Source organism: Paenarthrobacter sp. NPDC090517, assembly GCF_044769165.1.
GTDB lineage: Bacteria > Actinomycetota > Actinomycetes > Actinomycetales > Micrococcaceae > Arthrobacter.
This window is the reverse complement of the sequence record NZ_JBIVXN010000001.1, coordinates 1,654,385-1,675,567: the sequence shown is the minus strand read 5'-3', so window position 1 is coordinate 1,675,567 and position 21,183 is coordinate 1,654,385. Positions and strand designations below refer to the sequence as shown.

Sequence of the window (21,183 nt, the reverse complement as noted above, 5' to 3'; positions counted from 1 at the left end):
CGCCTTCAACATGCACTTTGCTCAGGCCGGTCTCATGTTCGTCAAACGTGACGGATCGAGAGAGAATCGTCATGGACACGAGCGCAGCCACGCTCGTACGTGCTTGAGGTCCCCTGCCACCACCGGTGCCAGCCTGCCTTGGCTCTATCGAAGTGTCGGTCGAACTCATTGCGGTCAGCGTCCTAACCCAAGGCGAAAGCTCGATGGCGCCCCTGGCAGCCTAGTCTGGGCCACTCGTGGGCTAAATCACTCATCCCTAATTAACTCATCCCTAGTTAGCGGCACCGTCGTCAGGCGGGCTCACACATACACTGACTGAGCAGACGACTGGCGCAGACTCAACGGCGCTTCTCGTTTCAATGCGATTTGATGACTTCAGCTTCCTCCTGACGGCAACACCAACTCGCCAAGGTATGCAAACTTCCGGCCAGAGGCCGAATCTTCGAAGCAGCACGCGTCGTTCCGCAGCCGAGCTTGCAACGATCTCCGGGAGTTCCAGCATTGCCAACCTCCGAAGACGGTGACTGTACGCGTCAAATCCCTGAAAGTCGCAATCCGATCGATGTGTGCGACGGGGAAGCTGGAAGGCGATACAGTAGGAATTCATTAGAAGTCATGGCCCATCAATGCAGGATGAAATGTGTGGGCTTTCAGCAGATGTGACGAAGGCATAGGGGACGCAATGGCCGACGAGCCACTTCGCCGAGTAGAGCGGGTTGTAACAACATACGATGTCACTTGGCTTTTGGACCTTCATAAGAATGGTCAGCTGAATCTAGACCCTTCCTATCAGCGAAAGAGCGTTTGGACTCCGAAGGACCGAAGATTCTTTATGGACACGGTCTTTCGTAACTATCCATCTCCGGCTATTTTCCTCCATAAGACAATCGATGACTCCACCGGCAGTACCACTTATCACGTGGTTGACGGAAAACAGCGGATCCTGACGATTCTCATGTTCGTTCAGAGTCGATTTAGCCTCGCATCGGACTTCGGAGATCAGAATTTTAATGGTAAGCGTTGGAGGGACTTTGACAACACACCGTCGATCAAACGGCTGCTGTGGAATTATCGAATTACAATCGAGGAACTTGATGACACAAGTTTGTTTGATATTAATGACGTATTTTCGAGACTGAATAAGAATGCAAATAAGCTAACGCCGCAAGAGCTGCGTCATGCGCGCTTTGATGGTTGGCTTATAACCTTTCTCGAAGCGGAAGCACAAGACGATCTATGGAAGTCATTCAAGATTCGCACCGCTGCAAAAGAGAAGCGAATGGCTGATGTTCAGAATCTGGCTGAACTGGCTGCGGTCATCCTTCGCAATGATGTGTCGGGCTTCAGTCAGGATGACCTTGACCAGCTATTCGCAGATCACGATGACCCTAGCGGCGAAGAAAGCGAATTCGATACAGAAGCCTTTGTCGAAAGCTTCTTGCGGGTCCGCGGAATGCTTGCAAGACTTGAGGCTGAATGGGCCGTAGTTTCAAGTGCTGCGCAGCCATTCTTCAACTTCTACACTCTTTGGGCCGCTCTGACGAGAAACCTCGTTTCTGATGATGATCTTCAAGAATTTGCCAAGGCTTATGTTTCGTTCATGGAGGCCGTTAAGAACTACCAGTTGGATGAAGCGATTGAGGATGCCCCGGAATTCGAATCGCTGAACGGACTGGATTTGCATATCGCCACGTACAAGGCGGCGACGCTTGGTGCTACAACTGAGGAACCGCAACGTAGAGAACGACTGAAGGCATTGGAAGCTGCGCTTTTCCCCCTTTCATCCTCTAATGAAAATTGATGACGAACTGCGCAAGGCCTTTAGAGAGCAGCGCAGAATTGCCGAGCGCCTGAAACTTGAAGTCGATGCGGAGATTCAGTCGCGTAAGCCTAGAACTTGGCACTATGAGAGTCGACCAAAGGAGGAGGAGAGTTTTGCTCTCAAGGTCGAGGCCGGTCGTGCCAAAAACCCGTATGCGATTGAAGATGCTTTTGCATGTGCGCTGATCGTTCCGAACTATTCGGATGTGAGAAAGGCTGAGGAGCTCGTTATTGAGCTGTACGGACCTCTGCAATATAAGCGTCCAAACTCTCATATTGTGACCTCAAAATCACCATCGGATTTCAGGTTTGATGATTTACGACTTTTTGTGAGATATCGGGATAAAGGCTTCGGTCCGCCTAGTGGTCTGGAGGGAGTGTTGTTTGAGATTCAAGTTCGCACCTTTCTGCAGCATGCTTGGAATATTGCCACACACGATGTGGTCTATAAGGCGGAGGATGTGAGCTGGCGTCGGGAGCGGATCGCACATCATGCGAAGGCTGCTTTGGAGCAGGCTGAGGTGACAATTGCAAGCATGGCCGCTCTTGAAGCAACGGAAGCGCTTCCCCAGACGAATGCTCAGTTCACTCTGGTCAATGGCATAATCCAGTCTCTCAAGTCTCATTGGAGTCCTGAACAGTTACCAGTTGACTTACGGCGTCTGGCCGATGCTATTCATGACCTTCTTCGGAATCTTAATCTGAATAGTGTCAAGACTTTTCAAAAAATTCTTGAATCGGGACGTATTCAATACGGTGGTACCCATAACCTCAATTGGTCCCCGTACAGGGCTGTTTTGCAATATATTTGTGAACAACATCCAGATCGATTCAAGGAGTTTTTGTTGAATGACGAAGCCAAGGGTTCGGTGTTCGTGTACGACGAGGTTCTGGAGCGTCTGGGTATCGAACCAAGACTTGCATCTCGTGCCATTCTCCTAAAGCGGGTATCCACGAGCCCGCCGCAAGGTCAATAGGGACTGATGACTTCCTGTGTGTAGACGAAGATTTGTAGGCTTCCCACTTCGGTGATCGTGCCTTCCATCAGGGGGGCTCGGCTGCACCTGGTCCAAAGGAGCGCATTCGGTTTGTAAGACTGGACAGTCTAGGGCGAGCTATCAGTCGTAGTCGACCGACGCGGCTGTGCAGCAACCTGCTGCACAGCACCATCATGCCCGCTCAAGAGATGTGCCCGTAGTCAGTTGGGTCTCGTAAAAGATCTCGTGACGCGACCACTCTCCTAGGGTCATGGTCCAGTCAATACATCTCTGAATCGGGGTTTGCGGCGCCCACGCAAACTACTTGATTTTGATTTTCTCAGGGCTAATAGTTCACCCCCTTATTGTGACTTTGGGTGCATGTTCAGTTGCGATGAACGCCTGCCGTGGCGAGGCCCGAGGCAATCAATGAGTTGAAACCCCTGCGCAGCTTTCTGTGACGGCTCCGGCTATCGAACTGCGACTGACCGTCGGACCTGAATGCTTTCCATACTCCGGCTAAGCTGAGGAATGCCGGCGGGCACGGCAGAGACGTGGCGGCAAGGACCATCGGCACTGCTCGCGGAAGGACAAACGAATGGCTCGGCCGACAGTTCAGGACGTCGCCAGAACGGCGGGTGTGTCCGTGGGGACGGTGTCGCGCGTCTTGAACGGGAGTTCAGCTGTCAGTGCGGCGGCCAAGGAGAAGGTCAACGCCGCCATCATGGAGTTGAGCTATCGTCCTCTCGCCTCGGCGCGGGATCTCCGAAGAGACCGCACGATGCGCGTCCTGGCCCTGGCCAAGAACCTGGACTCGCTCGTGATCAGTGAGGTCTTCCGAGGTGTCGGCGACGCTGCGGCCGACTCGGGTTACGTCAGCCTCATCGCAGCCACCGACGGAGACCTCGATCGCGAGCAGCAGCTCGTGGATATGCTGCGGAACGGCTCCGTGGACGGGCTGGTGATCTTTTCGCCGACAATGCCGGACGAGGACGTCAATACGGTCGCCGAGCAAATGAGCGTGGTCCAGGTCTGCGAGATTGTCGACGCCGAGGCGGCATTTGGGGTGTCCATCGATGACCGGCAGGCCGCTTACGACATCACCAAGCACCTCATCGACACCGGTGCCAAGAAGCTGGCCATGCTCGCCCACGGGGGAGCCCGCTCGGGTCGGCTCCGTGAGGAAGGCTTCCGCCAGGCACTCAAGGAAGCGGGCTTGGAAGACGACCAAGTCCTGCTCGGTGAAGGCAACTTCGGGTTCCATGCCGGCCGCAGCCTCACGAAGAAGCTCCTGGAAACAGAAGACCTTCCGGACGCGATCTTCTGCGGCACCGACGTAGTCGCCGCCGGCTGCGTCCGAGAGCTCAGCGATGCCGGACTAAGAGTTCCCCAAGACATCGCAGTCGCTGGTTTCGACGACTCGGCCCAGGCAGAAATGTGCGTCCCGGAGCTGACCACGGTCCGCCAGCCGGCCTACGAAATGGGCCGTGTAGCCTTCGCTGAACTTCTGGACCGGATGACCGTCGAGGGCTCACATCGCAAGGGAAGAACCTTCCTTCCGCACGAATTAGTCATCAGGAACTCCACCAGATAACGAGGGTTGACAGCCCTCAGTGGTCCCTGTCACACTATTTTGGAATCGATTCCACGGCCGCAAGGCCGATTCTTTTGAACACTTTTGGAATCGATTCCATGGATGACAAGAACCACCGGCAAAGAAGCCACCCTCAGGACGCGGGACAGCCAGAACGCGCACTGAACCCTACCGCCCACAGCCACCAAAGGAGCCACTTGTGGACTTGAACCGACCTGCTTCCCCGCTCCAGAACCAAGCATCGCCCCGAAACCGAAAAGCGCTGGCGGCTACCGCAATCGCAGCAGCAGCCCTCCTTCTCAGCGCGTGCGGCGGGGGAGCCGCACCCCAAGGCGCCGAACAAGCGGCAGCTGCCGACCCGGCGTCGGGCGCTGATGCCAGCGGCAACGTGAACATCTGCGGCGTCAAGGACGCGAGCGGGATCTACAAGGGCACGGCGGAGGCGTTCACCAAGGCGAACGGCAAGGTCACGGCCAAGTACACCGAAATCGGCGCCACCACGGATGAAGCCCGCACGCAGATCGTGCAGCGGCTCGAAGGCAAGTCCACCGAGTGCGACATCTTCATCACGGACGTCATCCGGACCTCCGAGTTCGCCTCCCAGGGCTGGCTGCTGGACCAGACCAAGCTGGTGGAAGCCAACAGGGACCGGCTCATTCCCTCCACTGTGGAAACCACCAAGTATGAGGACAAGTACTGGGGCTCGCCGTTCTTCACCAACGCCGGATTGATCTACTACCAGAAGGACAAGGTGGCCAAGCCCGAGACCTGGCAGCAGCTCTACGCAGAAGCCGCCAAGGCTCCCGGCAACGGCTTCGTCTACCAGGGCAAGCAGTACGAGGGCCTCACAGTGAACTTCCTCGAAATGCTCTACAGCGCAGGCGGCGAAGTCCTTGATGACCAAGGCAACGTCAAAATTGATTCCGAAGAGACCCGAGAAGTACTCGACTTCATGAGCAAGGGCCTCAAAGACGGCTCTGCCGACCGCGCCGTCCTGACCTACAACGAAGACCCGGCCCGCCTCGCCTACGAGTCCGGCGACTTCGGATACCAACGCAATTGGCCGCACGTATACCGCCTGCTCAACGCGACACCGCTGGCGTCCAGCTTCGCGGTCGCGCCGCTGCCGGCATGGGAAGGCGGCAAGGCCTCCGGCGTGCTGGGCGGCTGGAACCTGGCGATCTCGGCTCACTCCACCAACCAGGCCGGGGCTGTCGCGTTCATCGACTTCGCCACCACCCCGGACTGGCAGAAGCACGTGGCCATGGATTACTCGCAGGCTCCGGTCAACGAAGCTGCCTACTCTGATGCCGCGGTACTGCAGAAGATGCCGTTCGCCACCGAACTCCTCGCCTCCGTGAAGGGTGCCAAGCCGCGCCCCATCTCCCCGGTCTACCCGCAAATCAGCCAGGCGATCTACAAGAACGTCTACGCAGTCCTCTCCGGCACCGCCTCCAGCGAGGACGCCGTGAAGAGCATGGCCGAGGAAATCACTAGCGCCAAGGCGAGCTTCTGATCATGACCACCAGAACAATCTCGCCAAGCCGCGCAAGCGGCCGCGACCGCGCCGAGCGCAAGCTCGCGCTCCGCATGACCGCGCCGTCACTGGTCATCATGGCTCTGGTGGCCGCGGTCCCCATCGGCTACGCAATCTGGCTCTCGCTGAACCAGTACAGCGTCCGCACCGCCGGTCTGTCCCGCTTTGTCGGGTTGGACAACTACATCGCCGCGCTCACCAGCAACGAATGGTGGGCTGCGTTCGGCCAGACGTTTCTCTTCGCGGGCCTCTCCGTCAGCCTGGAACTCGTCCTCGGCACGGCCATGGCGCTGCTGCTCAACCTCGCGTTCAAGGGCCGCGCCGTCCTGCGCACCGTGGTTCTGCTGCCCTACGCGATCATCACCGTGGTCAGCGCCATCACCTGGCAGACCATGTTCCAGCCCAACATGGGCCTGGTCACCAACGTCCTTTCCACACTGGGGCTGCCCGGCGGTGACGTCGTCTGGCTCGGAGAGCATGGCTACGCGATGGCCGTGATCGTAATGGCCGACGTCTGGAAGACCACGCCCTTCGCGGCGCTCATCATCCTGGCCGGCCTGCAGGTCATCTCCGCAGAAACGTACGAGGCCGCCGAACTCGACGGTGCCAGCAAATGGCAGACCTTCGTGAACATCACCCTTCCGCTCCTGCGTCCGGCAATCGTCCTCGCCGCCATCTTCCGCACCATGGACGCCCTCCGCGTCTTCGACCTGCCGTTCGTCCTCACCCGCGGCGCCAACGGCACCGAATCCATGTCCATGCTCGCCTACACCCAACTGCGCGAAAACCGGCTCGTGGGCGAAGGCTCGGCGCTGTCCATCCTGACCTTCCTCACCGTCATGGTGGTCTCGGTCATCTACGTCCGCTTCGCCGGCGGCAACATCCGCGACGTCGCCAAGGGGGAACAATGAGCACGCTGACTGCAGAACGCCCGACGCCGGCACTCACCACCGGGCGCAAGTCACCAAAGCGCCGCTTGCGTGGGGAAGCGAAGCTGCACCCGTTGGTGTGGGTGTTCGTGGTGGCCGTCATGGGTTTCTCGCTCATCCCGTTCTACTGGCTGGTCAACACCTCCCTTAAGAAGGGAGCGAGCCTTTCCCAAGGCGAGCTCTTCCCGAGCCAGCCGACGCTCGAGAACTATCTGGTCGTTTTCCAGAACCCCGAGTTCCTCCTGGCCTTGCGCAACTCGGTGATTATCGCCGTCGTGACTACAACGGTGGCGCTGGTGTTCGCATCCTTTGCCGCGTATGCGCTGGCCCGGTTGAAGATGCGCCGCAAGGCGATGATCCTGACGCTGATCCTCTCGGTCACCACGTTTCCGGCCATCGCCATCGCAGCCCCGATGTTCTCCATCTGGCGTGAAATCGGCCTGTACGACACCCTGCTTGGCCTCATCATCCCGAAGCTGACATTTGCGCTGCCGCTGGCGATCTACACGCTGACGTCGTTCTTCAAGGAGATTCCGCGCGAGCTCGAGGAATCCGCGTATATGGACGGTGCCACACCGTTTGTCGCCTTCCGGAAAGTCATCCTGCCCTTGGCCGTTCCGGGGCTGGCGACGACGGCGATCCTGGTGTTCATCTCGGTCTGGAACGAATTCCTCCTGGCCGTCACGCTGACCACCTCGCCGGAATCACGTCCCGTCCCGGTAGCGATTGCGTTCTTCAGCGGCACGAGCGAGTTCGACCAACCCCTCGGCACCATCAGCGCCGCATCGGTGATCATCACCATCCCGCTCGTCATCCTGGTGCTCCTCTGCCAGAAGCGCATCGTGTCCGGCATGACTGCCGGCGCCGTCAAAGGCTAGCCCTTTTTCAACCCGAACCTAGAAACCCCAGAAAGAACAGGAACAACGTGAGCATTCAGCAGCAGGTCCCGTCCGCAACCCTCAAGGTGGGAGTTGTGGGCATCGGTTGGGCCGGCCAGCAGCACCTCAAGGCGTACAGCAACATTGACGGCGTCGAAATTGTCGCCGTCGCCGGGATGGAAGAAGAACTCCTGGCCCAGCTGACGGCGGAGTACAGCATTCCTCACGCCTTCGCCCGCTGGGAGGACATGATCGAGCTCAAGGACCTCGACGCCGTCAGCATCGCCGTGCCCACCTTCCTGCACGCGCCCATCGCGATCGCTTCACTTGGGCGGGGGCTGCATGTGCTGAGCGAGAAGCCGATCGCACGCAACGCCGTCGAAGGCCAAGCGATGGTGGACGCCGCCCGGAAGGCGGGACGCGTCCTGGACGTTGCATTCAACCACCGCCGCCGCGGAGACATCCAGGCGCTCAAAGAAGTGATCGACGCCGGCACGCTGGGACGTCCCTACTACGCGAAAGCGTCGTGGCTCCGTCGTCAGGGCATTCCGATGCTGGGCAGCTGGTTCACCAATCCTGAGCTCGCCGGCGGTGGTCCACTGGCTGACATCGGCGTCCACGTGCTGGACTACTCCCTGCATTTGCTGGGGGAACCGAAGGTCGTGTCGGTCTCGGCGTCGACCCATTCCGAACTTGGCCCGCGAGGCCTCGGCGGCAACGCCCGCTATACGGCGTCGAACTCCAGCCATAAGTTTGAAGTGGAAGACTTCGCTTCGGCGTTCATCCGGCTGGAAGGCGGCGGTACTTTGATCCTGGAAGCGGGATGGGCTACTTACCGCGACGAGAAGGACCTGATGGACTTCACCGTTTACGGGACCGACGGCGGAGCGGACTTACGCTCGGTCGGCGCCTCGGAGAACCCCGTTGCGGATGTGCACGTCTTCACTGAGAAGGACGGCGAGAACGCCGATTTCGAGGTGGTGGCCGAACCCGGACGAGCCCATCAGGCCGTCGTCGACGATTTCATTGCCGCGGTGCGCGGCGGCGAAACTGTGTGGGGGAGCCACGACGGCTCGCTTGCCCTGAGCCGTGCTTTGATACTCGATGCTTGCTACAAATCCGCCCTCGAACAACGTGAAGTGGTGCTCTGAAATGACTGATTCGAAATTGAAGATTGTCGTCTGGAATGAAGCCGTGCATGAGGCCCGGAACGAGCCCGCGACAATCGGCGAGATGTACCCGGAGGGGATCCACGGCGCCATCGCCGCAGGGCTCCGCGGCTTCTACCCGGACTCCGAAATCTCCACCGCCACGCTGGCTGACCCGGAGCATGGCCTGTCAGAGGAAGTCCTTGAACAAACCGATGTGTTGCTGTGGTGGGGGCATATCGCGCATGGGGAAGTGGCTGATGAGGTGGTTGAGCGGGTGCAGCGGCACGTACTCGGCGGCATGGGCCTGGTGGTTCTACACTCCGGGCACTTCGCCAAGATCTTCACTCGGCTGTTGGGGACCACCTGCTCACTGAAGTGGCGCAACGAGGGCGAACGCGAGCTCGTGTGGACGGTCAAGCCTTCGCACCCGATCGCGGCCGGTATCGAGAGCCCGATCGTGATCCCTCAGCAGGAGATGTACGGCGAACTGTTCGACATCCCCGAACCCGACGACCTGATCTTCATCAGCTCGTTCACCGGGGGAGAGGTGTTCCGTTCCGGCGTGACCTTCTCCAGAGGCGAGGGCCGGATCTTCTACTTCAGCCCCGGCGACCAGGAATACCCGGTGTACCACCAGCCGCAGATCCAGAAGGTCATCGCCAACGGTGTTGGCTGGGTTGCTCAACCGGGTGTTTTCCGGGCGGCACCCGAGGTTTCGAACGCTGCGCGAGGCTGGTTCGAGGGAGCGTAAGAAGTTGGTGCCGTACAACGCTGAGGAGGAAATGAAAAGCCGCGGCGCAGTCTACGAGAAAGCCCTGCTCCCGTTCGTCTCCTACGCCATCGCGGACGGCAATCTCGTTACCGGCTAGAACCCAGGTTCAGCCAAGACGACTGCGGAGAAAGTAGCCGCGCTTCTCTGAAGCGTCGGGTGGGGCTAGCGCACAAGGCGCGTGCCGGCGTCGTTGGTCCTTGTGATCCGGAGGGCTGACACCAGCATTTAGGCATACCGCAAGGGCCGCGACCCCCGAGGGTCGCGGCCCCGATCGGCACGGACTGCTATTTGATCAGTGCTGCGGCCTGCTCCATGAGGTCGCTGGCGGTGGCAACACCGTTGGCTTCAGCGCCCTTGCCGGATGCCGTCGCGGAAATCAGCACCCCATCCTTGATGGCGTAGGCCATGTAGGTGGTTTGTGCCGAGCCGCTGGCTGTGGACATTTCGGTCTTGTACGCCACAGTTCCGGGGACCGTGCTGATGCCGTCGAACTTTTCAGTTGAGACGTTCATCGATTGACCGGACATGGACAGCGTCATCTTCGCGCACTTCTCGGCCTGGGCACCGCTTTTATCGATGCTGTCCTGAAGCTTCTGCTTTTCGAGCCCGGACGTCAGCGTCACCATTGTCATGACCCCCGATTCAGAGTCGAGATCCGCGCCGGCCGCCGTGGTTGAACCGGCGAGGGTCTCACTGCTGCCCAGCGTTGCAAGGTCCTTGCACTCAGCAGGTTCTACGGTGAACATGCTCAGGAGCGCCTTCATGGGATTCTCCTGGGCGAGTTCCTCGCTGGAGGCAATGGTCAGGTCTTTGCCGGACTTCGGCTTGATCTGCTTGACCAGTTCAACGAGCTCGTCGTTGGTGTACTGCTTGGCGACGGTGGGCGTAGGCGACGCCGTAGCCTCCGGCGAGCCGGTGCCAGCGGAGCCTGTTGACCCACCACATCCGGTCAATGCCATCACGATCAACGCCGATATTCCGACGCTCTGCAGCGCAATCTTCTTCACTCTATTTCCCCCATTGGGTCTGATTTTACGGCCGGGCGGTTCCCAGCTGAGATAACACTATCGGTCACAAACGTCTGGGCCATGCTGCTGGGTTGGAGGAGACATTCACCATTCAAAGACCTATTGCAATGCCCGTGTGCCCGCCAGCTCCCAACCCAGTCCCGCGTCCGGCCAGAATCAGCTTCCGCCGCTGAATGCTCTGCTCCACATTGGATTTAGCCGGCTCCACTAAGCCGGATTCATCTGCCCGGGTCCGAAACGAGGGAAGGAAATGCAGAAAGCGCGCGTGGCAGCTGTGCTGACGTGGATCTACGCTGCGGCGTTCGGGATCCCGGCGATACCGGTCAGCATTTACCTCCTCCAGAATGGGTTCCTCCCGATGTTCATGGACCTGTTCCTGATGTACGCGGGGCCGTGGGACGGCCTGCAAAGCTGGGCTTTCGTGGCGCTGCTCATGGTGTTCCTCCTCGTAGTCCTGTGTGCGTCGTGGGCGGCTTGGCTGTCCTGGAAGGGGCGTAGTTCCGGGCTGGTTCTGGGCCTGGCTCTCCTGCCTGTGGAAGCGGTGTTCTGGTTGGGCTTCGACCTGCCGTTTCCTTGGTTGTTTGGGGTGGCCCGCGGCCTGCTTTACGCGCTCGCCTTGATTTCCTGGCGACAACATCCGGAGGGGCGGCTGGCTGGGTAGTCGAGGTCCGGACCCGACCGGCAGCAGGAAGGGGTGATGCAAACACCGGGTCGTCAATCACTGTGATCTGGTCCGGCTGCTGGCTGGCTAGGCGGTATGTGCGCTGCCAGTCGAGTAAACCTGATCAAGTTTTCGTCGTTGTCCCGTGGGTTGGGACCGACAATCAAAAGATCCTGATTCCAGGGAAGAGGAGCGAAAAATTGTGAAGCGTTTAGGGTACCTTCACCGGGCAGTTTTGAGGGCGGGTCTTACGGGAATTACCAAAAGCCGGAACGGTGGGCTTATTGGAAAGTGCGGCTAGATCTCTAGTAGCGGGCGGTGGAGGACCGGCTTACGGGCGAGGCTGAGTAAACCAGAGTGGGTTCACGAAATCCCTATTTGGTGGCGCTTTTTCTCATATTGGCGCGCAACGCGTTTACGTCGGCCCTTGCCGGTGTCGATCTTTACGCCCAGTCTGGCTGTGGGGGCGCTGGCACGAGCATCTGGGTGAGCCGTTCGGGCATGATCTCGGCGAATTGATCTTCTTCGTGGGGGTTCGGCACGGCCATGAGTTCGGCGGGAACCCATTGGGCGGCTTCGGGCCAACGTTCGATGATTTGTTCGCGGTCCAACGGTTCGTCTCCGAATCGGTGTAGCAAACCTTCTGGATGATCCTCAATTGTGCCGCGCAGGTGGGGGCGGACGAGGCCGGTGTAGATCGGAGAGAACCAGGCCATCCATGTCGGATGGGCGGTGAGGCCCTGCCAGCGGCCCCATGCCGTCTTTTGGTAGTAGTTGTGAATCGGTGACGGAAGCGACCATAGAGTGCGCCCTGTCCATTCCCATCGTCTGGGGTCTACCTCGGCTGTTGCATAAAAGCTGCGAAGCTCGAGGGCGACAGCAACAAAGAACCGTTTGAATGTGGACTGCCACTGCGGGTCCTCGAGAACGTCACGGTGAATCATGAGTGATACGGACTGTATGTCGCCTTGACGGACAGGGCGGTCCTGATTCCAATTGCCGCCGAACACGCCACTAAAGCTTGTGCTCGTGACTGGGAAGGTCCCGACAGTCGAGACGTGGTTATCCTCAGCAAAGAACTGTGTGAACGACTGGTCGCCGTCCCGAGATAGGTTGCCCTGAAGGGGCTCATAGCTGCCGAAGCGCTTGGGTACTGCCTCAGGCAAGTACTGCCTCGCGAGATCGAGGTAGCGCTGGGGGAAGTCATCCGGGACCTCATTTATGAGGTGGTACCAGCGGACTTCAACCATGTCGATCGTGGTTCTTGGTTCGGGTTTGGCCGTCCCGCGGGTGCTGGTCTTGGGCCAGACTTCTTCGGTCTGGAGGTCCTGCGCCGCCCCGTTGCCTTCCTTTGCCAAGCGCTTGCTGAACCTGACCGCATGTGGGATGGATATCGGGTCGGTGCCTTCCACCATGATGCTGTACATGACAGCTGCACCCAGGACGGCTGCTGTCACTTCATGGGGAACATCCTCCGGCTCCGATAGGGAGGGGCCTTCAAGCGTAAAGCAGTACGCGGCTTTCTTGCCGCGGAGTATGTGCCAGTTTCGAGGCTCATCAGTGCTACCGCCGGCACTTTCCTCCAACTGCAGTCCCGGTGATGCGGAGACGAGCCGGCTTACTGCTTCTAGGTCAAGGGCTGCTGGCACATACACGTTGAGGTCATAGGACATGAGCACAGGCTAAATGTGTTTGTTTCTCCATCAAAACCTGACCAGCAAGTTTCCGGAACAACTACTTTCCTGAAGCGCGTCCGGTAAGGGATCCCCATGCGGGACGAATTTCTGTAGAGCGATGCCTGAGACATGCTCAATTGCGGTAAAAGCTAGCCATGGCCTCTTTCGCGGGTCCGGCCATCGTCGATGGACGCAGTCCATCAACAGGGAGTCGTTCGGTCGTGGCTGCCCAAACGGCACCCCAGAACGTCTCGTCATCCAGGTCGTCATTGGATGGGCGACGGATGAACCAGTCGAATCCGCGAGGTCTCGGCGGGATGCCTGCCTCGGCCAGATAGGCGTCAATGTCGTCATCAATGGATGACAGGTCGGCTTCAGTCAGCTTGAATTGCTGTTGTTCTTCTTCCCCTGGCAGCCGACGTAGAAGCGAACCGAAACGTTCACTCGATGGTGGGCTTACCCTCGCAAGGTTGTCAGGACCGGCTGCCCAGATGACCAAGGCCCCCAGCCGTTCTCGGTGGCGAGCATCCAGTCTTTAGGAGCTTCCGACAATTCAGCGCACTCCCACGGACCATGTGTCATGTTCACCATCTTTCACCACTGCACGGAGATGGCAACCCCGTGGCTCGATAGAGGATCCCTTGTCGGGCATCGAACTTCTCGGGGGGGCAGGGCAAGCTGGGTTCGGATTCTGCTAGGAAGCCCCGTCGGCGCACTTCATTTCCAGGCATCGATGAAGTCCGCGATCAAAGTGTTGCCCATACGACGCGCGCAGTCAGCTGCGGTCATACCTACGAATTTTTCGTCCGTTCCGTCGTCCGTTATTCGAGGATCTGCTCCGGCCTGCAGAAGGACTCTTACCGTCTCCATCCCGTCCGAGGACTCCGCCGCCGTCATCAGAGCCGTAACTCCACGGGGTTTCTCGTCGATGCGCGCTCCTGCATCAATAAGCAGCTGAACAACTTCAGCATTTCCATAGTCGGCGGCGCATGACAGTGGCGACCGTAGCAGGCCGAATTCCCTGACGTTAGGGTCGGCTCCAGCGGTAAGGAGGCGACTGATCGTCTCGGTGTTTCCTGGACCAGCAGCGTTAAGCAATGGGGTGAAACCGGAGTCGTCCATGACGTCGACCGGACACCCCGCATCGAGCAGTACCCGAATGATCTCAGTATGGTTCCGCGATGCAGCGGCATGCAGCGCGGACCATCCGTCGGAATCGGCCTCAGCAGGTGAAACACCCTGGGCAAGCAGTGAACAGACTTCGCCAAGGTCTCCGATTCGGGAAGCGCGTACTAATGGTGGGAGGCCTTCCAGAAATTCCATTTCATCAAGCCCGTCTTCATCCAGCTCGTCCATGCCGTACCTCCTTAGTTTCAAAAAGATCTAACCACGGCATCATCGGCCCAATCACAGAACATTCACGCCCTCGATGTGCCCGCAAGCCGATCCTTTACCGGGCAGCTAGAGAGGTGCGAGCCTTTGCGGACACAGGAAGGCCGTCAACGCCGATTCCCCAATGCCCGTACACTTTCCCGAGGGGTGGGGACAACTGCCCGAGACAAGAGAATAGGTGAGCTCCGGTGGCGTTATTGAAGGCAATGAACGGGTCCCGCGAGACATGGGAGGATCCCTCCGAGGACGCCCTGTTTTTCCTGCTCGAGGACATCGAGCAGGGACGCAAGAAATTCCTGGTTATCGAGCGCGTAGCTGACGCAACCCGCCAGACGTATATCCAGTCCATCCGCAATGACGCTGGAGAGTTTGTAGTGGAATTCCGCGACGGTAGCCCAGACCAGCACTTCGGCACCGTCGTTGCTGACATGCGCGCCGCTCATGACCTCATCACGGCGTGGTCCTTCGGCAGGGGTGGCTGGCGCGAGGCGGCCGACTGGAGCCACATTTCGTTCGATGAATGAGTTGATGCATCACAGCGAGCTCTGATGAGCCTTCGCTCGCCATGGCGCAAAAGCCTTGACACGGTGTGTTCTTCACTGGAAAGGAACTACATGGGCGTTTTCGAGACATCCGTTTACAGGGCGGGGTCGTGGTCCGGGAACGAAGACTCGAATGACTGGCTACTTCGGATCTCGGTGCATGACAGCGACATCGCGACGATCGACTACCGTTCCGATGAGGGAGCCTCGGGCCGGTTCTATTTGGGCTTCCAGCCGCGGGACTATTTCGATAACCCGGATGCCAGCAAGCCCGTGGACCTAGTGGCCGTTTCGAGCAGCTTTTCCTCCTGGGCTTCCAGTGAGGTCGGTACTGTTGTCTCCCCGGAAGAACTGAGGGCATTCATGGCCTCTGAAGCCGTTGAAGAACCAGACGACATATTCGTAGAGGACACCGTCGTCCGGCTTTTAAAGCGCCTCGGAATCCCTCTGCCCAAGTGGCTGAAGGACTGACGGGGGCAGACCTATCGACAATGTGGGGAGCGAGACTCAAAGCTGAGGTGGCGCTGTGACCGACTCAAACGGCGTCCGTAAGCCGATCCCTTACCGGGCGCCGAAAAGGGATCCGAGCTGCTCCGGTCACGCACGGCTATGGGTTCCAGTTGAGTGCATATCGTTGGGCTAGTGCTTCAACGGCGAGTATGCCCACGTCCCCCCAGAAGGTCTTATCCACCCATTCGAATGGTCTATCGCTACATGCCTCAAACTCTGTGCTGAAGCGGGAAGGCTGGGAACAGATAAGGGCTAGTTCGAGATCAGCGTCATTAACTAGCCACCAGTCCATTTCCTCATCCCATAGAAGGAGACGGCCGACGCTGCCGTGAGTGTCCGACACCCAATGGCACAAGGAGGCGCTGATTTCGAGGGCAGAATCCGGTACTTGGATGGGGCTGGTGGGGACAACAAAGCCATTGCTTGGGGGTGGGGTTTCATCTATACGAAGACTCTGAATGCTTCTTCTCCGTAGTGACGCCCAAGACTGATCGCTGAGGAAGATGCTGCCCAGGATTGACCCGGCTTCACAAGCAATCACGGTGTTAGCCGGTATGGCAGTGGGCCAGCCTCGTTCAATCTCGAAAGGGACAGGCGGAAGATCAATAGGCATGCATGGGATTCTGCCACGGCGTGCCCGTAAGCGATCGTCTTACGGACGCGGCCCTGGGTCGCCGATTATGGCAACGGCGAAGCAAGGTCGGACTCTATGCCTACTGCTTAGCCATTTGAGGGTAGCGCTCGGCGGAGTCGTATCGAGGTCAGACATATGGTGGTCCTATGGAGGTCCATAAATAGTGCATGATTCAGTCGAAAAGTACCTGCTCTCCCGATGGGGCGATCCCACGAGGAAGGCCAAATTCGAAGGTGAAGGATTCTCCATCCAGGTATGGAAATGGGATGCTGCGGTCACGGGAGAAGGTGTGGATACATATGTGACTGTGGGAGCTGCAAGTGGACCTTTGGGCGATCCAGGCACAGTAGAGCATCGCGCAGAATTCCTGTTGGGTTTGCAACCGGGACAGGACGCAGTGGCTCGCTCATTCGCGGCTTTGGCGCTCTACGGCGGGCGGAACGGAGTCTCCGTAGCGGACGGACACACCGTCCCGTCGGACGGTCCACTCTGGCCGGGCACAGAAATGATGGCGTTCCTGATCCGTGAACAGGAAGCAATAATTCCAACTGTCCAACTATCCGATGGGTCGCACGTCCACTTCCTCCAAGCTATGCCACTGCACGAATCCGAACTGCTATACAAGCGCCGTCACGGGATGGACGCCCTGATGGCTCACTGGAAAGAGCGCCTTGTCCCTTTCTGGGATTCAGAGCGCGGGCCTGACACTCCGATCTTCTAGTTTCAGGAGCGTTGCGTTGAAGGATCCCTGACCGGACATCCGTTCCTAACAAGGAAGGAGTACTCGCTCAGCGCACCAGAACCAGCTCTCGCTCCTAGACGGTCTTGTTCACGGTTGTTGCCACACACAGATCAAGATGGACTCGTGTCCACGAGACGGCTTCGCGCCACGCCAGCAGTAAGGCGTAGTCCTCTGAGAATGGCTGTATCAGTACCGATTCGAGCGAAGATTCAATGTCCCACAAGATGCGCCGCTCGGCTTGGTCAGCAAAATCAAGATCCTTGCGTTCGTTGAATCGGGCCAACCAGTCAAAAAGCACCAGTGTCTCGTCTTCGCAAAGCTCGATGTACCCTGCGTTACTCACTCCAACCCCTCCGCGCTGCATCACTTGACTTCCTCTATTTCGTCCTCCACGTCAGACAACCCACGCGCAGCCATGAACGCTCTGAAGTCCCAAAAAGCCTTCAAATTGGGTTCAATTCCTATGGCCCAAACCGCGTCGCATTCAACACAAAGCTGAAAGAGATCGCCGGTCTTTACAATTCGATATGGTTTGACCCAGTCTTGCCCGCACCTTGGGCATACGATGTCGTCCCTCATGGTGACAGGAACGCCGTAACTACATCGGGCGTCCCGCGTTCGATGAAGATCCTGCCACCTGTTCCGAGGCCTGCGCCGATTCGCTTTCGCATTGCAGCAACATACCTGCATGCACGGGTCGCGCTAGCTAGGGCCCAGGCTTCCATGGGCCAGCTTCTGGCCACAAGGCTTAGAGCGTCCGGTGAAGGACCGGTTTACGGGACGAGTCTTACCGGGAAAATCGGGCACCACCGGCTGGTGCCTAAGGTGCATAACTCCGGTTTGTGGACTGGACCTGGATGCGCTTCAGCTCGGCGGATTGAAGGATTCGTCATGGTCCTCGGCGATTGCACGGAGATACTGACATTCCGGTGGGACGCCCTTTGCCAGCATGATCTGAAGAGTCCTGCATCGAGATTGTTCCTTGCCAATTTGAATGGCCACCAGGGCATCATCGAGATTTAGGTAGCACCAAGGCGGGAGCGGAGCCGGCAGACTGCTACTCCAAGCCTCTTCCCGGGTACGTTTCGGGCGGATTCGGGTCATCGCGTTCCAGAGGCAGCTGGGTTTCGATACGGCGCCGGTCCTCCTGCGCCGACTCGCGCAGTCGTTTCAACCGCGCCCCTCCCCGGGAAACCACTATGACACCGGCTATGACAATGAGCAGTGCCACGATTGCGATGGCCCAAAAAGTAGCGGGATCATCGGCATTAGGCCTGATGATGACTAGCACGAGAATGGCCACGAGCATGAGGATACTGGGGACCTGAAACGAACCGAACATGGAGAAAAGAACGCCCCAGGTTGCGTTACTAGTCCGCTTCTTCATACCAAGTCGCTCCCTGTTCCCTGAATTCCCGCGCATACGTATTGAACTTAAGCCTTTTTCGGATTCCCCAATCCCCCAAAGGTAACGCTCCACGCCCGCGTTCAAGTGCAGCACCGGTGGCCCCACGTCCTAATCGCCACGTGTCGGCAAACCAACAAACGTGCCCGACGAGCGTCCCGCTCAAGGATCCCTCACCGGACTCGCTGCGCGCTACTTCCTAGGCTGCGAAGGGACTACGTGAGCGCCAGTGCGCGGACCATCTCAGGAAAATGTGGCCCCACCCGAACGGAATATTGTGAGTCTGGTGCAGACAAATATGCGGGTTCTCAACCCGTCGCGAAAGAAAAACCGGGCTGGTAGCGTGTTTGTGCTGCAGATGCTCGACGGCCTGTTCTCCTTTGGACGCCTTGTGAAGACGGATGTGAACGCAGGGTTTGGACCAGGTGCCCAGCTGATCTACGTGTTCAAATACCGGTCGGAGTCCAAGGAATTGCCCCATAGGTCCGAACTGCGGGCCGAGAGATTGTTGCTTCCTCCGTTGATGACCAACCGCCTGCCGTGGTCCCGCGGATACTTCGAGACCATCGCGGAGATGCCGTTTGAGGACGGAGACGTCTTGCAACAGCATTGCTTCTACAGCTCAGCATTCGACAAGTATTTTGACGAGTACGCCGATGAACTACTTCAGCCCGTAGACCCAGTCGGGATGTATGGTCTGGAAAGCTACAGGACAATCGACGATGCGATGAGTAAGGCTCTGGGTATTCCGTTGATCCCGGAGGACCAGGTGTAGTGCCACGGCCGGTTGATTAAAACTGCGCCGTAAGCCCATCCTTCAGCGGACGCCGGCGGGTATGAAGTTCGGTGTTGTTCCTTCCCCCGATACGCTCGTGAGTATGGGGATCGAATCTATCCGAGCCGCGTATGGGGTGCGGGCCGCCGAGTACACGCGCATTCTTGGTTCCGTTGAGGACATGCACGAGAAAGATCGGGAACGCATCGGACGATGGGCATCAAGTATCAACGGTCTACTGATTGATGTCGGATGTGGGCCCGGTCATTGGACCGACTTCCTGTATCAACGCGGGGCGTCTGTGCAAGGAATCGATCTTGTTCCCGAATTCATTGAGAGCGCCCGCGTACGCTTCCCTGAAGTGCCTTTTAGCGTGGCATCATTCCGCAATTTAGACGTACCAGATGAATCACTGCATGGTGTGCTGGCCTGGTACTCCCTCATTCACGTACCACCGAATGAGCTGTCCTTGGTGCTCAGGGAGTTCTCTCGCGCCCTTGCCCAGGGCGGGCAGCTACTCGTTGGATTCTTCGATGGGTCTCCGGGCGATTCTTTCCCGCACGCTATTACAACGGCGTACTACTGGTCCCCGGAGCAGATGGGGCACTTGCTGGGCGACGCGGGTTTCGAGGTGATCGACGTGGAGACACGTCAGGACCCGGGCAAGCGGGCTCATGCAGCCATAACTGCCGCCGTCCGGTAAAGGATCCCTTACCGGACACTTGCCGCTTCCCGAAAAGGTCGGCGTCTGTCAGGCATGTAGTCTGAGATCTTCGATTTGGGGGAACAAAATGCTTCGGACGTCCATGGCTCAGTCTTTACTTCGTGGAGCAATCCTCGGACTTGTTGGGTGGGTTCTGGCCGTTCCGCTTGGTGGACGGGCCGCTCACCAGGAGTATCGCAATGACGAAGACTTCTACACCCTGCTTACGCTGGCCGGGGGCGTCCTCATACTCCTAGGGTTTAGCCTCTTGCTCCTTGGGCTCGTCCTCCTGACCGTGAGCATTTTCAAGAGACTGAACAAGCAATTTGAGCGAACCCCGAGACCAGGGAAATCAATGGTTGCCCCGAAATGACTCGCCAGCGCGTAGGACGTCTCACGGTGCTCGCTCTTGGGATCTTTCTGATCGCATGGGTCGGCTCCATTCTCTGGACCGCCATAGATGAAGGGGCTGTTCCCTCAGACTCGGCCTTCCAGGTTGTCCCTCTGCCAAGCCAAGCGGGGAAGATCTCGACGGGGTGTGGATCGGGCGGCTGTTGGAGGGAAATGTCTGTAGATGTCAGGCCCCCTCATACATCACGGTCGCTGGCAGCCGAAATGGGGCTGCTAAAGGAGCGATGCGAACCCACGAACCTATGGACTTTGCGAAAGACCTGCACCGGGATTTCTAGTGACGCTGGGGGGCTCAAGGTCTACGTGCGCCACTCCCTCATACTTTCCAAGTACTGAGAGTGCCACTCGCGGGCCCACTTACCCGGAAGCGGATCCATTAACGGTCAGCAGGCGGCCGGTATACCACCGGCTAATAGACGGGCCTTACGCCGGATAAGCAGGGCCTCTGAACCGGCAGGATAAGCCTCAGGCACCGGTCCACGAAATCTAACTCTCTGGCTAGATCACCCCTATCCCTTCGGGGAAAACGCTGCCTGGGTTCTCACCATTAGGGAAGAGAACTCATTATGTTCCATCCCGAACCAATCTTCTGAGGTGGTAACCATGAACCAACACCGTTCCCCGGGTACATCCACAATGATCCGCCACTATCCCTGGCCAAGACGTCCACGTGTCCGTCGCCGCTGAAATCACCCGGGCCAGTCAGTTCGGACATCACATTCCAGCCCTGACCCACGAGAACCCTCGGCAGCCACCCTCCAGAACCGTTCCCCGGGTACATCCACAATGCCCCTCCGCCGTCGCGGGCCAAAACATCCGGATGCCCGTCACCGCTGAAATCACCCGGGCCAGTCAGTTCGGACATCACATTCCAGCCCTGACCCACGAGAACCCTCGGCAGCCACCCTCCAGAACCGTTCCCCGGGTACATCCACAAGGCCCCTCCACCGTCGCGGGCCAAAACATCCGGATGCCCGTCACCGCTGAAATCACCCGGGCCAGTCAGTTCGGACATCACATTCCAGCCCTGACCCACGAGAACCCT

General features: G+C 58.5%; 22 protein-coding genes. 15 read left to right on the top strand and 7 right to left on the bottom strand.

Going from position 1 to position 21,183, the window contains the following annotated elements; all coding sequences use genetic code 11:
* Nucleotides 1–682: 682 nt before the first annotated feature.
* The 8 genes from ACIQTW_RS07740 (at nt 683) to ACIQTW_RS07705 (ending at nt 9,638) form a co-directional block, all read left to right on the top strand.
* On the top strand, nt 683–1,801 hold the full coding sequence (locus ACIQTW_RS07740; RefSeq protein WP_402935643.1) for a DUF262 domain-containing protein: 1,119 nt from the start codon (nt 683–685) through the stop codon (nt 1,799–1,801).
* On the top strand, nt 1,791–2,798 hold the full coding sequence (locus ACIQTW_RS07735) for a hypothetical protein (protein WP_402935641.1): 1,008 nt from the start codon (nt 1,791–1,793) through the stop codon (nt 2,796–2,798). Before ACIQTW_RS07740 ends, ACIQTW_RS07735 begins: the two co-directional genes overlap by 11 nt.
* A 598-nt stretch (nt 2,799–3,396) precedes the next feature.
* Nucleotides 3,397–4,392 (top strand): LacI family DNA-binding transcriptional regulator, encoded by a 996-nt coding sequence (locus tag ACIQTW_RS07730; protein WP_402935638.1) that lies wholly within the window; start codon nt 3,397–3,399, stop codon nt 4,390–4,392.
* Between the two features lie 199 nt (nt 4,393–4,591).
* The gene (locus tag ACIQTW_RS07725; RefSeq protein WP_402935635.1) at nt 4,592–5,908 is read left to right on the top strand and encodes an ABC transporter substrate-binding protein; all 1,317 of its coding nucleotides are present in this window, start codon (nt 4,592–4,594) and stop codon (nt 5,906–5,908) included.
* Between the two features lie 2 nt (nt 5,909–5,910).
* Nucleotides 5,911–6,840, top strand: a complete 930-nt coding sequence (locus ACIQTW_RS07720; protein ID WP_402935632.1) for a carbohydrate ABC transporter permease — start codon at nt 5,911–5,913, stop codon at nt 6,838–6,840.
* Nucleotides 6,837–7,736 carry a carbohydrate ABC transporter permease gene (locus tag ACIQTW_RS07715; protein WP_402935629.1) on the top strand — a complete coding sequence of 300 codons (900 nt, stop codon included), beginning with the start codon at nt 6,837–6,839 and terminating at the stop codon, nt 7,734–7,736. Before ACIQTW_RS07720 ends, ACIQTW_RS07715 begins: the two co-directional genes overlap by 4 nt.
* Nucleotides 7,737–7,783: 47 nt before the next feature.
* Nucleotides 7,784–8,887 carry a Gfo/Idh/MocA family protein gene (locus tag ACIQTW_RS07710; RefSeq protein WP_402935626.1) on the top strand — a complete coding sequence of 368 codons (1,104 nt, stop codon included), beginning with the start codon at nt 7,784–7,786 and terminating at the stop codon, nt 8,885–8,887.
* A gap of 1 nt (nt 8,888) precedes the next feature.
* On the top strand, nt 8,889–9,638 hold the full coding sequence (locus ACIQTW_RS07705) for a ThuA domain-containing protein (RefSeq protein ID WP_402935623.1): 750 nt from the start codon (nt 8,889–8,891) through the stop codon (nt 9,636–9,638).
* A 305-nt stretch (nt 9,639–9,943) separates the two neighbouring features.
* Here the strand turns inward: ACIQTW_RS07705 and ACIQTW_RS07700 are convergent, their stop codons facing one another.
* Nucleotides 9,944–10,666, bottom strand: a complete 723-nt coding sequence (locus tag ACIQTW_RS07700; RefSeq protein ID WP_402935621.1) for a hypothetical protein — start codon at nt 10,664–10,666, stop codon at nt 9,944–9,946.
* Between the two features lie 271 nt (nt 10,667–10,937).
* Here ACIQTW_RS07700 and ACIQTW_RS07695 point away from each other — a divergent pair, with 271 nt between their 5' ends.
* Nucleotides 10,938–11,348: a hypothetical protein gene (locus ACIQTW_RS07695; protein ID WP_402935618.1), complete on the top strand. Its 411-nt coding sequence runs from the start codon at nt 10,938–10,940 to the stop codon at nt 11,346–11,348.
* Between the two features lie 443 nt (nt 11,349–11,791).
* On the opposite strand, the gene ACIQTW_RS07690 is transcribed toward ACIQTW_RS07695, so the two are convergent.
* From ACIQTW_RS07690 to ACIQTW_RS07680, 3 genes are all read right to left on the bottom strand, one after another.
* A complete protein-coding gene (locus ACIQTW_RS07690) occupies nt 11,792–13,021 on the bottom strand; it encodes a hypothetical protein (protein WP_402935615.1) in 1,230 nt (409 codons plus the stop codon).
* A 136-nt stretch (nt 13,022–13,157) separates the two neighbouring features.
* Nucleotides 13,158–13,523, bottom strand: coding sequence for a DUF5956 family protein (locus ACIQTW_RS07685; protein ID WP_402935612.1), 366 nt, complete (start codon nt 13,521–13,523; stop codon nt 13,158–13,160).
* A gap of 218 nt (nt 13,524–13,741) precedes the next feature.
* Nucleotides 13,742–14,380: an ankyrin repeat domain-containing protein gene (locus ACIQTW_RS07680; protein WP_402935609.1), complete on the bottom strand. Its 639-nt coding sequence runs from the start codon at nt 14,378–14,380 to the stop codon at nt 13,742–13,744.
* Between the two features lie 224 nt (nt 14,381–14,604).
* On the opposite strand from ACIQTW_RS07680, the gene ACIQTW_RS07675 reads away from it, so the two are divergent.
* The 3 genes from ACIQTW_RS07675 to ACIQTW_RS07665 all read left to right on the top strand — a co-directional run bounded on the left by ACIQTW_RS07675 (nt 14,605) and on the right by ACIQTW_RS07665 (nt 16,823).
* Entirely contained in the window at nt 14,605–14,940 is a 336-nt protein-coding gene (locus tag ACIQTW_RS07675; RefSeq protein ID WP_402935606.1) for a hypothetical protein, read from the top strand.
* A gap of 90 nt (nt 14,941–15,030) precedes the next feature.
* Nucleotides 15,031–15,429, top strand: a complete 399-nt coding sequence (locus tag ACIQTW_RS07670) for a hypothetical protein (RefSeq protein WP_402935603.1) — start codon at nt 15,031–15,033, stop codon at nt 15,427–15,429.
* Nucleotides 15,430–16,265: 836 nt separating this feature from the next.
* The gene (locus ACIQTW_RS07665; RefSeq protein ID WP_402935600.1) at nt 16,266–16,823 is read left to right on the top strand and encodes a suppressor of fused domain protein; all 558 of its coding nucleotides are present in this window, start codon (nt 16,266–16,268) and stop codon (nt 16,821–16,823) included.
* 94 nt (nt 16,824–16,917) lie between these two features.
* Here the strand turns inward: ACIQTW_RS07665 and ACIQTW_RS07660 are convergent, their stop codons facing one another.
* Complete coding sequence (locus ACIQTW_RS07660) at nt 16,918–17,187, bottom strand: hypothetical protein (RefSeq protein ID WP_402935597.1); 270 nt, start codon at nt 17,185–17,187, stop codon at nt 16,918–16,920.
* A 714-nt stretch (nt 17,188–17,901) separates the two neighbouring features.
* Complete coding sequence (locus ACIQTW_RS07655) at nt 17,902–18,231, bottom strand: hypothetical protein (RefSeq protein WP_402935594.1); 330 nt, start codon at nt 18,229–18,231, stop codon at nt 17,902–17,904.
* A gap of 361 nt (nt 18,232–18,592) precedes the next feature.
* On the opposite strand from ACIQTW_RS07655, the gene ACIQTW_RS07650 reads away from it, so the two are divergent.
* Nucleotides 18,593–19,024 carry an Imm26 family immunity protein gene (locus ACIQTW_RS07650; RefSeq protein ID WP_402935591.1) on the top strand — a complete coding sequence of 144 codons (432 nt, stop codon included), beginning with the start codon at nt 18,593–18,595 and terminating at the stop codon, nt 19,022–19,024.
* 103 nt (nt 19,025–19,127) lie between these two features.
* Nucleotides 19,128–19,727: a class I SAM-dependent methyltransferase gene (locus tag ACIQTW_RS07645; protein WP_402935588.1), complete on the top strand. Its 600-nt coding sequence runs from the start codon at nt 19,128–19,130 to the stop codon at nt 19,725–19,727.
* Between the two features lie 958 nt (nt 19,728–20,685).
* On the opposite strand, the gene ACIQTW_RS07640 is transcribed toward ACIQTW_RS07645, so the two are convergent.
* Nucleotides 20,686–21,069 carry an FG-GAP repeat domain-containing protein gene (locus tag ACIQTW_RS07640; protein WP_402936270.1) on the bottom strand — a complete coding sequence of 128 codons (384 nt, stop codon included), beginning with the start codon at nt 21,067–21,069 and terminating at the stop codon, nt 20,686–20,688.
* On the opposite strand from ACIQTW_RS07640, the gene ACIQTW_RS07635 reads away from it, so the two are divergent.
* Nucleotides 20,959–21,183 (top strand): hypothetical protein (locus tag ACIQTW_RS07635; protein WP_402936286.1); only part of this gene is annotated, 225 nt, incomplete at its 3' end. The two genes, ACIQTW_RS07640 and ACIQTW_RS07635, sit on opposite strands and share 111 nt — an antisense overlap.